Here is an 11,921-nt window from a genome sequence, read left to right as displayed (position 1 = left end):
CCATGGGACGCTACGTCGTCCGGCGGCTGCTCCAGATGATCCCGGTCTTCATCGGGGCCACGCTGCTGATCTTCCTGATGGTCAACGTGATGGGCGACCCCGTCGCGGGGCTCTGCGGCGACCGGGAGTGCGACCCGGCCACCGCGGCCCAGCTGCGGAAGGAGTTCGGCCTCGACAAGCCCGTCTGGCAGCAATACCTGACCTACATGGGCAACGTCTTCACCGGCGACTTCGGCACCGCCTTCAACGGCCAGCCGGTCACCGAGCTGATGGGGACGGCGTTCCCGGTCACCATCCGGCTCACGGTCATCGCGATCCTCTTCGAGATCGTCGTCGGCATCGTCCTCGGCGTCGTCACCGGCCTGCGCCGCGGCCGTCCCGTCGACACCGGGGTGCTGCTGCTCACCCTGGTCGTCATCTCCGTGCCCACCTTCGTCACCGGCCTGCTGCTCCAGCTGCTGCTCGGCGTCAAGTGGGGCTGGATCGACCCGGCCGTCTCCTCCGAGGCGCCCTTCGACGAGCTGATCGTCCCGGGCCTGGTCCTCGCCTCGGTGTCCCTGGCCTACGTCACCCGGCTGACCCGCACCTCCATCGCGGAGAACCGGCGCTCCGACTACGTCCGCACGGCCATCGCCAAGGGCCTGCCGCGCCACCGGGTCATCACCCGGCACCTGCTGCGCAACTCCCTCATCCCCGTCGTCACCTTCATCGGCACCGACATCGGCGCCCTGATGGGCGGCGCCATCGTCACCGAGCGGATCTTCAACATCCACGGCGTCGGCTACCAGCTCTACCAGGGCATCCTGCGCCAGAACACGCAGACCGTGGTCGGCTTCGTCACCGTCCTGGTCCTCGTCTTCCTCGTCGCCAACCTCGTCGTCGACCTCCTGTACGCCGTACTCGACCCGAGGATCCGCTATGCCTGAACAGGAGCCCTACCAGCCCGAGCGCGCCATCGCGGGCACCGGCATGGGCGGCACCATGGACCTGGGCGCGAGCGAGGCCGCGACCCTGGAGAAGGCACCGGGACCCGACGGCGGCAGCCCGCAGGACAAGCCCCGCAGCCTCTGGTCCGACGCCTGGCACGACCTGCGCCGCAACCCCGTCTTCATCATCTCCGCGCTGGTGATCCTCTTCCTGGTCGTCATCTCCATCTGGCCGTCCCTGATCGCCTCCGGCAGCCCCCTCAAGTGCGACCTGGCCAAGGCACAGGAGGGCTCCCAGTCCGGCCACCCCTTCGGCTTCAACGGCCAGGGCTGCGACGTCTACACCCGCACCGTCTACGGCGCCCGTACGTCGGTGGCGGTCGGTGTCCTCGCCACCCTCGGGGTCGCCGTCCTCGGCAGCGTGCTCGGCGGGCTCGCCGGGTTCTTCGGCGGGGGAGGGGACGCGGTCCTCTCCCGCATCACCGACATCTTCTTCGCGATCCCGGTCGTCCTCGGCGGCCTGGTGCTGCTCTCCGTGATCACCAGCAACACCGTCTGGCCCGTCATCGGCTTCATCGTGCTGCTCGGCTGGCCGCAGATCTCCCGCATCGCCCGCGGCTCCGTCATCACCGCCAAGCAGAACGACTACGTCCAGGCCGCCCGCGCCCTCGGCGCCTCCAACTCCCGGCTGCTGCTGCGGCACATCGCGCCCAACGCCGTCGCCCCCGTCATCGTCGTGGCGACCATCGCGCTGGGCACCTACATCTCCCTGGAGGCGACCCTGTCCTTCCTCGGCGTCGGCCTGAAGCCGCCCAGCGTCTCCTGGGGCATCGACATCTCCGCCGCCGCCCCCTACGTCCGCAACGCCCCGCACGCGCTGCTGTGGCCGTCGGGCGCGCTGGCCGTCACCGTCCTCGCTTTCATCATGCTCGGCGACGCGGTGCGCGACGCCCTCGACCCGAAGCTGAGGTGAGCCGGCGCCATGCTGCTCGAAGTGCGCGACCTGCACGTGGAGTTCCACACCCGGGACGGCGTCGCCAGGGCCGTCAACGGCGTCAGCTACGGCGTCGACGCGGGCGAGACCCTGGCCGTGCTCGGCGAGTCCGGCTCCGGCAAGTCCGTCACCGCCCAGACGATCATGGGCATCCTCGACATCCCGCCGGGCCGGATCACCTCGGGCGAGATCCTCTTCGAGGGCCGGGACCTGCTGAAGCTGAAGGAGGAGGAGCGCAGGAAGGTCCGCGGCGCCGAGATGGCGATGATCTTCCAGGACGCGCTGTCCTCGCTGAACCCCGTCCTGACCGTCGGCGACCAGCTCGGCGAGATGTTCACCGTGCACCGGGGCATGTCCCGCAAGGACGCCCGCGCCAAGGCCGTCGAGCTGATGGACCGGGTCCGCATCCCGGCCGCGAAGGAGCGGGTGCGGCAGTACCCGCACCAGTTCTCCGGCGGCATGCGCCAGCGCATCATGATCGCCATGGCGATGGCCCTGGAGCCCAAGCTGATCATCGCCGACGAACCGACCACCGCCCTCGACGTCACCGTCCAGGCCCAGGTCATGGACCTGCTCGCGGAACTCCAGCGCGAGCTGCACATGGGCCTCATCCTCATCACCCACGACCTGGGCGTGGTCGCCGACGTCGCCGACAAGATCGCCGTCATGTACGCGGGCCGCATCGTCGAGACCGCTCCCGTCCACGACATCTACAAGAACCCCGCCCACCCCTACACCCGCGGCCTGCTGGAGTCGATCCCGCGCCTGGACCAGAAGGGCCAGGAGCTGTACGCCATCAAGGGCCTGCCGCCCAACCTCACCCGCATCCCGCCCGGCTGCGCCTTCCACCCGCGCTGCCCGATGGCCCAGGACGTCTGCCGCACCGACGTACCGCCGCTGTACGACGTCACCGAGTCCGACGCGGAGCGGGGCAGCGCCTGCCACTTCTGGAGGGAGTGCCTGCATGGCTGAGCCGATCCTTCAGGTCACCGGCCTCGTCAAGCACTACCCGCTGACGACCGGCATCCTCTTCAAGAAGCAGGTCGGCGCGGTGAAGGCGGTCGACGGCGTCGACTTCCACCTCGACCGCGGCGAGACCCTCGGCATCGTCGGCGAGTCCGGCTGCGGCAAGTCCACGGTCGCCAAGATGCTGGTCAACCTGGAGAAGCCGACGGCCGGCGAGATCCGCTACAAGGGCGAGGACATCACCAAGCTGTCCGGGAAGGCCCTCAAGGCGGTCCGCCGGAACATCCAGATGGTCTTCCAGGACCCCTACACCTCCCTCAACCCCCGCATGACGGTCGGCGACATCATCGGGGAGGCGTACGACATCCACCCCGAGGTGGCGCCGAAGGGCGACCGGCGGGCCCGGGTCCAGCACCTCCTGGACGTGGTCGGCCTCAACCCGGAGTACGTCAACCGCTATCCCCACCAGTTCTCCGGCGGCCAGCGCCAGCGCATCGGCATCGCGCGCGGCCTCGCCCTGCGCCCGGAGATCATCGTCGCCGACGAACCCGTCTCGGCCCTCGACGTCTCCGTCCAGGCCCAGGTGATCAACCTGATGGGCCGTCTCCAGGACGAGTTCGACCTGTCCTACATCTTCATCGCTCACGACCTGTCGATCGTCCGGCACATCTCCGACCGGGTCGGGGTGATGTACCTCGGCCGCATCGTGGAGACCGGCCGGGACGCCGAGATCTACGACCACCCGACCCACCCCTACACCCAGGCCCTGCTGTCCGCCGTACCGGTGCCCGACCCGGAGGCCCGGGAGCGCCGGGAGCGGATCATCCTGGCCGGCGACGTCCCGTCCCCGACGAACATCCCCTCCGGCTGCCGATTCCGCACCCGCTGCTGGAAGGCGCGGGAGCGGTGCGCGCTGGAGGTACCGGCGCTCGCCGTCCCCGCGGAGTTCCGCTCGGTCTCCGGACCCGCGGCCCACGACTCGGCGTGCCACTTCGCCGAGGAGAAGCAGGTGGTGCCGCCCGAGAGCGAGGGCGACGGCACCGGGGGCGACGGCAGCGGGCCGGGGTGACATGGCGCTTCCCGGCCCGCTTACAGCACCCGCACGGCCGTACGCTGAACAGCCTCGCGCGTCCGTATATCGGAGCCGCTTCGGCGAAGTTGCCTGTGTGTTAAGGCGGTTGGCCGTACGGGTGACGGGTCCTACGACGGTGCGGGCAGCGACCGCTTGAGGAAGTCGACCTGGAGCAGCAGCAGGTTCTCGGCGACCGACTCCTGCGGGGTCATGTGCGTGACGCCGGACAGCGGCAGCACCTCGTGCGGGCGGCCGGCGGCCAGCAGGGCCGAGGACAGGCGCAGGGAGTGCGCGACCACCACGTTGTCGTCCGCGAGCCCGTGGATGACCATCATCGGGCGGTGCGGCTCGGCGGCGTCCACCAGCCCGGCGTCGTCGATCACCGAGTTGCGCCGGTAGACGTCCGGCTGCTCGCCGGGGTCGCCGAGGTACCGCTCCTGGTAGTGGGTGTCGTAGAGCCGCAGGTCGGTGACCGGCGCCCCGACCACCGCCGCGTGGAAGACGTCCGGCCGGCGCAGGGCCGCCAGCGCGGCCAGGTAGCCGCCGAAGGACCAGCCGCGCACGGCGACCCGGTTCAGGTCCAGCGGGAAGTCGGCGGCGAGCGCCTGGAGCGCGTCGACCTGGTCCTGGAGCACGACCGCGGCCACGTCGTCCTTGATGGACTTCTCCCAGGCGGGGGAGTGCCCCGGCGTGCCCCGCCCGTCGGCGACGATCACCGCGAAACCCTGGTCGGCGAACCACTGCGAGGTGAGGTGGGCGTTGTGCGCCGCGACCACCCGCTGGCCGTGCGGGCCACCGTACGGGTCCAGGAGTACGGGGAGGAGGGTGTCACCGTGGTAGTCCGTTGGCATAAGCACGGCGCACGGGACAGCACGTGCGCCCCCTCGGGTGAGTGTCACGCGCGGGGACAAACCGGGGTCTTCGGCATACGAGGCGACGGTGGCCGCCGTCTTGCCGTCCCGCAGAACCCGGACCCGGGCGCCCGGGTGGTCGAGCGTCGCGGTGACGAGAACGGACACGTCCCCGGAGCGCACCGCGGTGTGCACGCCGGGCTCCTGCGAGACGCGCTCCACGCCGAGTTCGTTCACCCGGTAGACGTGCACCTCGCCCGTCTCCGGGTCGGCCGCCTCGGCGCCCGCCGACGCCGAGACCAGCACGTCGTCGTCCCCGACGTCCAGCACCGCCCGCAGGTGCAGCTGGCCGCCGGTCAGCAGCCGTTCACCGACCGCCAGCACGCGCGCACCGCCCTCGTCGGCGATCCGCACCAACTGCCCGGACGGGCTCCAGCACGGCACACCGGGGAAGAGTTCCAGCCAAACTGGATCTTCGTCGGCGTGCACCATCCGGGTCGTCCCGGACACCGTGTCCACGGCCAGGAACAACTGGCTGCGCTGGTCGCGCGCCTGTACGAGAAGGAGCGGCGCACCCGACGCCGACCAGTGCACTCGCGCCAGATACGGGTACCGCGCCCGGTCCCACAGAACCTCCGTGCGCCCCCCGTCGAGGCCGAGGACGAACAGCCGTACGTCCGCGTTGGCGGTGCCGGCCGCCGGGTACGGCACGTGTTGTGGATCACGTTCGGGGCGGGCCGGGTCGGAGATCCACCAGCGCTGCACGGGCGTGTCGTCCACCCGTGCCACCAGCAGCCGGTCCGAGTCAGGGCTCCACCAGAAGCCCCGGCTGCGGCCCATCTCCTCGGCGGCGATGAACTCGGCGAGCCCGTACGCGACGCCCTCGCCGTCCGCCTCGGCCAGGGCCCTGTCCCCGTCCCCCTCGGCGCCCACGACCCGCAGGCCGCCCCGCGCGGCATAGGCGATGTGCCGGCCGTCGGGGGAGGGGCGGGGGTCGATCACCGGCCCGGGCGTGGACAGTTCGCGGGCGGTGCCGGCCCTCAGTTCGGCCGCGAAGAGCCGCCCGGAGAGGGCGAAGGAGGCCAGCTCGACCGCCGAGTCGGTGGCGTAGTCGACGATGCCCGCACCTCCCTCGCGGCTGCGCTCGCGCCGTGCCCGTTCCTCGGGCGACAGGGCCTCCTCGGCACCGCCGAGCAGGGCTCGCGGGTCGGCGGCGACGCGCTCCGTGCCCCCGTCGATGTCGAGAACCCAGAGGGAGTTGGCCCGGTCCGTGCCGGTGCCGGAGCGCAGGAAGGCGACCCGTGAACCGTCGGGCGCCACGGTGAACGAACGTGGCGCGCCGAGCGTGAACCGCTGGGTGCGGGCGTGCCGTTTGGGGAAGGAGTCGGACTCGGTCGTCATGCCTCGACCATATTGGCCATGCGCCCCCTTGTGCGGCCGTGCGCCGAGAGATGCGCGCGCACGGATAGTTATGATCACTAGCGCATAGTGGGTATCAACCAGGTGCCCGCAGCGTGGATTTATCTGCGTGCACTGTCCCAAGCTCCGACTGCGACCGACCCCCCATGTCCCTGGGCCCATTGGAGGTGAGCCGCCGTGGCACTCTCGATTTCGGCGGTTGTGCTGCTGGCGATCATCGTCTTCCTGCTGGTCAAGAAGTCCGGTCTGAAGGCGGGGCACGCGGTGGTGTGCATGCTGCTCGGCTTCTACCTGGCTTCCTCGACCGTCGCGCCCACGATCAGTGAGCTGACGACGAACATCGCGGGGATGATCGGGAGCATCAACTTCTGACGGCGGCCACGAAGTCGGCCCAGGCCTCCGGAGCCAGCGCGAGCCGGGGGCCGGCGTCCGGGCGGTGCTTGGAGTCGCGGACGTGGACGGCGCGGGGTTCGAGGGCGACCTCCACGCAGGAGTCGCCCTCGCTGCTGCTGCTGTAGCTGCTCTTGAACCACGCGAGATCGTTCTTGCGGGTCATGTCTCCCCCAGCAGTCGTTCGATGAACGCGGCCGACTCACATCAACTTCTGACGGCGGCCACGAAGTCCGCCCAGGCTCCCGCAGCCAGCGCGAGCCGGGGGCCGGCGTCCGGGCGGTTCTTGGAGTCGCGGACGTGGACGGCGCGGGGTTCGAGGGCGACCTCCACGCAGGAGTCGCCTTCGCTGCCGCTGCTGTAGCTGCTCTTGAACCATGCCAGGCCGGTGTCGCGGTTCATGTCTCCCCCAGCAGTTGTTCGATGAAGGCTGTCGACTGACGCGGCGAGAGGGCCTGAGCCCGGATGATCCCGTACCGCAGTTCCAGGATACGGAGTTGCCTGGGGGTCGACACAGGCCGTCCACCGGCGACGGCTGGCGAGCGCCCGACCGCCGACCCGTCCGCGAACTTCAGTACCTCGATGCCGCCGTCCACCCCCGCGTGTTCCTCGCGGTCCATCGGCATCACCTGAAGCTCGATGCTGGGCAAGCCGCTGACTTCCAGCAGATGCGCGAGCTGGCCGCGCAGGGTCTGCCTCCCGCCCAGTGGGCCTGAGCGTCCACTCCTCCAGGATGAATCCGAGTTCGGGTGCGGGCTCCCGATCGAAGATCGCCTTGCGTGCGAGGCGCGCCGCGATGAAGCGCTCGATCTCGTCGGCTGCATAGGTGGGACGCCGCATCGACAGAAGGGCACGCGAGTACTCGGGGGTCTGCAGGAGGCCGTGGATGTGCAACGGGTCGTACAGCTGAAGCTCCACCGCCCGCGCCTCCATCTGCGCGAGATCCCGCACCTTCTTCGGATACCGGACCCTCCGCACGTCCTCCTTCATCGCGGAGATGAGCCCGCCCGCGTCCAGCACGCGGTCCGCCGTGTCCAGGTAGTCGAGCCGGGGGATCCGCTTCCCGCCCTCGACCTTGTAGACCAGGTCCTCCCCGTACCCGACCGCCACCGCGAAGTCGGCGGCCCGCATCCCCGCCGCCTCGCGCCGCAGCTTCAGCTGCCGACCCACCGTCGCGATCACGGCGAGCGCCCAGTCGTCGTCGGGGTCCACCTCCCACCCCGGCTCGTCCACCTGTTCCGTCTCGACGTCCACCGACATGTCGCGCCCCTCCGTACTCCCGTGCCGTACCGCCACGCCTTACCCGGGGCAACGCACGGACAGCCCGGACGGCACTGGACAAGCCCTGGACAGTTACGAGAACGGGGGCGCGGCCTCTTAGGGTGGCCTCATGAAGGCACTCCCCGCCCGGCGTCTGCTGCTGGTGCACGCGCACCCGGACGACGAGTCGATCAACAACGGCGTCACCATGGCCAGGTACGCCGCCGAAGGCGCCCACGTGACGCTGGTGACCTGCACCCTCGGTGAGCGGGGGGAGGTCATCCCGCCGGAACTGGCGCACCTGTCCGGTGCCGCCCTGGGCGGGCACCGCAGGGGTGAGCTGGCGGACGCCATGCGCGCGCTCGGCGTCGAGGACTTCCGTCTGCTCGGCGGGCCGGGCCGGTTCGCGGACTCCGGGATGATGGGCCTGCCCGACAACGACGACCCCGGCTGCCTGTGGCAGGCGGACCTCGACGAGGCCGCCGCGCTCCTCGTCGAGGTGATCCGCGAGGTGCGCCCCCAGGTGCTCGTCACCTACGACCCCGACGGCGGCTACGGCCACCCCGACCACATCCAGGCCCACCGCATCGCCATGCGGGCGGTGGAACTGGCGGCCGAGGCGGGCTGCCCGGTGCGGAAGGTGTACTGGAACCGCGTCCCGCGCTCCCGCATCGAGGACGACTTCGCACGCCTCCGTGCCGACCTGCCGGGCACGCCGTTCGACAGGGCGGCCGGCGTCGAGGACGTACCCGGCGTCGTCGACGACGGGAAGATCACCACCGAGATCCGCGGCGAGGGCACCGCGTACGCCGCCGCCAAGGCCGCCGCGATGCGCGCCCACGCCACGCAGATCACGGTCGCCGAACCGTACTTCGTCCTCTCCAACGACCTGGCCCAGCCGGTCCTCACCACCGAGTACTACGAACTCGTGCGGGGCGAGCGGGCCGGTGAGGGGCGGGAGAGCGACCTCTTCGCCGGGATCGGGACCGGAACCGGGACCCACGAGACAGAGGAGGCGCCGTGACCGGACGCACCCCGCCGACCACCTCCGCGCTGGCCCAGCCCCTGCGCCCGCCCTCGCTCGGCCGCGCCGCCCTCTACGTGGTCCTTTTCGTACTCGGCGCCGTGATCGGCGTCGCCGGGGCGCTGCTCCAGCCGGCCTGGTTCCCCGGGGGGCTGCTGCTGGCCCTGGCCGCCGAGGCCGGGCTGTGCCTCGGGGCGGGCCGTGCCGTGGGACGCCGGGGCGGCGCCGTCGCGCCGGCCGCCGGCTGGGCGCTCGCCGTGGTGCTGCTCACCACCAGCCGCCCCGAGGGTGACTTCGTGTTCGCCGCGGGGGTCGGCTCCTATCTCTTCCTGCTCGGCGGGATCGCGGTCGCTGTGATGTGCGCCACCCTCGCGCCGGTGAGGCAACCGGACGGCGACGCCGTCCGACTTCGCAAGTGACGTAGTACTTCGCCATACCGTGCTCGTGCGAGTCCCGTGTGGGTTTCCCCGGCGGTCACGGGATACGCGTGAGAAGTGGCCAGTATGGTGGTGCGCGCCGCCGAGCCGCCCGCTCCGAAGGGGTGACGGGCGGCGGAGCCAACCGGGAGAACCTGCCTTGAGTCGTGAAACTGACAGTTCGTCCTCCGGCCCCCACGGGCGCGGCGGAGCCGCGTACCCGTCGGGCACCCCGCCCTACGGGACACCCACGGCTTCCGACGCCGGTGCGGACGCGGGCCGTTCGGCCGCGCGACCGGAGGACCGCAAGACCGAGACGACGCTGACGACCCGTATCCGGATCAACATCCCCGGGTCGCGGCCCATCCCGCCCGTCGTCGTGCGCAAGCCCGTCACGGATGCCGAGAGCGGCGCGGGCGACGCGGAGACGACGGCCGAGCAGCCCGCGCCCGGCGCGGCCGCGCCCGCGAGCGCGCCCGAGGCTCCCGCCGAGCCCGTCGGGTCCGCCGAGGAGAAGCCGACCAGCGACTGGTTCGCGCCCCGCAAGTCCGGTCCTGGCAAGGGCACTCAGGGCGGAGGCTCCGCCAACGGCGCCGGTCTGCCCGGCGGTTCCGGCCCGGCCCCCGGCGGCCCGGCCGGCACACCCGGCCCGTCCGGTCCCGCTGCGTCCGGTGCCGGTACGCGTCCGGGAGGCGGCAGCGGCCGTCCCGGTGGCGTCGTCGGCTCCATGAACGTGCCCGGCGGCTCCCGGCCCGGCTCCACGAACGGCGCCGGTCTCCCCGGGGCGACGGGCGGTCCCGTGGCGCCCGGCCACGGCGGAGGCACCGGTTCCTTCGACGTGACCGAGGCGCTGGCGGCCGGACCGCTCGGCGGCAACGGCGCCCGCCCCGGCACCGGCCCCGGCGGCGAGCCGCGCCGCGACGACCTGCCGTACTTCTCCGGCGAGGGACCGGGCACCCAGGGCGGCGGCCCGAAGGGGCAGTCCCCCTACGGCGGCGGCCCGGGTGGCCCCGCGGGTCCGACCGGCGGCCCGGTCACCGGGGAGGGCCGGCTCTCGCCGCCCCCGGTGGGCGACCTCGGCGACCTCGGCGACTTCGGCGCCCCCGGGGCGGCCGCAGGGGCCGGAGCGCCCCCGGCACAGCGCGGGCCCGCGCCGGCCGGCGTGCGGGGTCCGGGAGGGCCCGCCGCCCCCGGCAGGACGCAGGGTCCCGGCACCGGCCCCGGCGGTGGGCTCAGCGACGACACCGCGATCCTCACCCCGCAGAAGCCGGCCCCCGAGCCGGGCACGCCGGGCTACGGCAACCCGGAAAACATCTCCGGCAACACCGTCACCAGCGGCATCCCCGTCGTACCGAGCGAGCGCAGCGCGCCGTTCCAGGGCCAGCGCCCCGGCGGCGACGGACCCCTGCCGCACACGCCCCCCAAGCTGCCCGAGCCGGTCTCCACGCCCCCGGCCGCCTCCGCCAAGCCCGCGAAGAAGAAGGGGCGCGGCAAGCTGCCGCTGCTCGTCGGCGGCGTGGTCGTGATCGCCGGTGTCACCTACGGCGCCGGCCTGCTGATGAACCGCTCCGACGTGCCCAAGGGCACCACCGTGCTCGGCGTCGACATCGGCGGCGGCACCCGCGACGACGCCGTCGAGAAGCTGGACGACACCCTCGGCGCCCGTGCGGGCAAGCCGCTGAAGCTCACGGTGGGCGGCGAGAGCGTCTCCCTCAAGCCGGACCAGGCCGGGCTCCAGCTCGACGCGCAGGCCACCGCCAGCGCGGCGGCCACGAGCGACTACAACCCGGTCTCCGTCATCGGCTCGCTCTTCGGCCAGAAGCGGGTCGTCGAACCGGAGATGCCCGTCGACGAGGAGAAGCTGCACGCCGCCCTGGAGGACGCGGCGGGCGGCGCCGGATCCGTGACCGAGGGCACGATCGAGTTCGAGTCCGGCAGGGCCGTGCCGGTCTACGGCAAGGCGGGCAAGGGCATCGACGTCGCCAAGTCGACCGAGTCCGTGCAGGCGGCGTACCGCACCCAGGTGGAGACCGGCACCGCCGCCGCGGTGAGCGTGCCGACGACCACCCAGCAGCCGACGGTCTCCAAGGCCGAGGTCGACCGGATGCTGAAGGAGTTCGCCGAGCCGGCCATGTCGGGCATAGTGACGGTCCGGGCGAGCGGCGTCGAGGTCAAGTTCAGCCCCGAGAAGTCGCTCTGGAAGTTCCTCGGCGTCACGGCCGTCGGCGGCAAGCTGGTCGACAAGCCCGACCTGAACGCCCTCAAGGGCCTCTACGGCCAGACGTTCGACGGCGTGCTCATCACCCGCGCCAACGGCAAGAAGACGGCCGTCACCCCCGAGGACGTCTACGGCGCCCTGCGCCAGGCCCTGAAGAGCAAGACCGACCGGGTGGCCGTCATCGAGACCAACCCGAGCTGACGAGCGGCGCCGGGCACATGCCCGGCGCCCCGAAGGGGCGCGGGGCCGCATCGATGTGCGGCTCCGCCGCGTGGGCGCGCCCAGCCACGCACGAGCGTCAGTCGCAGGACAGCAGCACCTCCACGGCGCCCAGGCGCACGCCTCAGTTCAGCATCGCCCGCGCCGCCCGCGCCTCCCCCCGAAC

Annotated in this window: 10 protein-coding genes and 2 pseudogenes; 8 read left to right on the top strand and 4 right to left on the bottom strand. The window is 72.1% G+C overall.

The window, feature by feature from the left end; genetic code table 11:
- Positions 1-2 precede the first annotated feature (2 nt).
- The 4 genes from DMH12_RS16585 to DMH12_RS16570 are packed head-to-tail and all read left to right on the top strand — an operon-like array spanning position 3 to position 3,955.
- Positions 3-926, top strand: coding sequence for an ABC transporter permease (locus DMH12_RS16585; RefSeq protein ID WP_125492353.1), 924 nt, complete (start codon positions 3-5; stop codon positions 924-926).
- Positions 919-1,899 (top strand): ABC transporter permease, encoded by a 981-nt coding sequence (locus DMH12_RS16580; protein WP_185832355.1) that lies wholly within the window; start codon positions 919-921, stop codon positions 1,897-1,899. Before DMH12_RS16585 ends, DMH12_RS16580 begins: the two co-directional genes overlap by 8 nt.
- A gap of 9 nt (positions 1,900-1,908) precedes the next feature.
- On the top strand, positions 1,909-2,892 hold the full coding sequence (locus DMH12_RS16575) for an ABC transporter ATP-binding protein (RefSeq protein ID WP_122616062.1): 984 nt from the start codon (positions 1,909-1,911) through the stop codon (positions 2,890-2,892).
- A complete protein-coding gene (locus tag DMH12_RS16570) occupies positions 2,885-3,955 on the top strand; it encodes an ABC transporter ATP-binding protein (protein WP_125492352.1) in 1,071 nt (356 codons plus the stop codon). The genes DMH12_RS16575 and DMH12_RS16570 overlap by 8 nt, the downstream gene beginning before the upstream one ends.
- 131 nt (positions 3,956-4,086) lie before the next feature.
- Here DMH12_RS16570 and DMH12_RS16565 read toward each other — a convergent pair whose 3' ends face one another.
- Complete coding sequence (locus DMH12_RS16565) at positions 4,087-6,210, bottom strand: prolyl oligopeptidase family serine peptidase (RefSeq protein WP_125492351.1); 2,124 nt, start codon at positions 6,208-6,210, stop codon at positions 4,087-4,089.
- 195 nt (positions 6,211-6,405) lie between these two features.
- Here DMH12_RS16565 and DMH12_RS16560 point away from each other — a divergent pair, with 195 nt between their 5' ends.
- A complete protein-coding gene (locus DMH12_RS16560) occupies positions 6,406-6,600 on the top strand; it encodes a hypothetical protein (protein ID WP_029393692.1) in 195 nt (64 codons plus the stop codon).
- On the opposite strand, the gene DMH12_RS16555 is transcribed toward DMH12_RS16560, so the two are convergent.
- The 3 genes and pseudogenes from DMH12_RS16555 to DMH12_RS16545 all read right to left on the bottom strand — a co-directional run bounded on the left by DMH12_RS16555 (position 6,590) and on the right by DMH12_RS16545 (position 7,878).
- Entirely contained in the window at positions 6,590-6,784 is a 195-nt protein-coding gene (locus DMH12_RS16555) for a DUF397 domain-containing protein (protein WP_125492350.1), read from the bottom strand. The genes DMH12_RS16560 and DMH12_RS16555 overlap by 11 nt on opposite strands.
- Positions 6,785-6,825: 41 nt before the next feature.
- Positions 6,826-6,942 (bottom strand): annotated as a pseudogene (locus tag DMH12_RS40510) (DUF397 domain-containing protein); the annotation flags it as partial.
- A 74-nt stretch (positions 6,943-7,016) separates the two neighbouring features.
- Positions 7,017-7,878: pseudogene (locus DMH12_RS16545) on the bottom strand (helix-turn-helix domain-containing protein).
- Positions 7,879-8,008: 130 nt separating this feature from the next.
- Here DMH12_RS16545 and mshB point away from each other — a divergent pair.
- The 3 genes from mshB to DMH12_RS16530 all read left to right on the top strand — a co-directional run bounded on the left by mshB (position 8,009) and on the right by DMH12_RS16530 (position 11,737).
- Positions 8,009-8,902 (top strand): N-acetyl-1-D-myo-inositol-2-amino-2-deoxy-alpha-D-glucopyranoside deacetylase, encoded by an 894-nt coding sequence (gene mshB, locus DMH12_RS16540; protein ID WP_125492348.1) that lies wholly within the window; start codon positions 8,009-8,011, stop codon positions 8,900-8,902.
- Complete coding sequence (locus DMH12_RS16535; RefSeq protein ID WP_125492347.1) at positions 8,899-9,321, top strand: DUF6113 family protein; 423 nt, start codon at positions 8,899-8,901, stop codon at positions 9,319-9,321. The genes mshB and DMH12_RS16535 overlap by 4 nt, the downstream gene beginning before the upstream one ends.
- A gap of 157 nt (positions 9,322-9,478) precedes the next feature.
- The gene (locus DMH12_RS16530) at positions 9,479-11,737 is read left to right on the top strand and encodes a hypothetical protein (protein WP_125492346.1); all 2,259 of its coding nucleotides are present in this window, start codon (positions 9,479-9,481) and stop codon (positions 11,735-11,737) included.
- The last annotated feature ends 184 nt before the right edge of the window (positions 11,738-11,921 follow it).

Source organism: Streptomyces sp. WAC 04229 (genome assembly GCF_003947455.1).
Lineage (GTDB): Bacteria > Actinomycetota > Actinomycetes > Streptomycetales > Streptomycetaceae > Streptomyces.
This window is presented reverse-complemented; position numbering and strand designations above follow the sequence as displayed.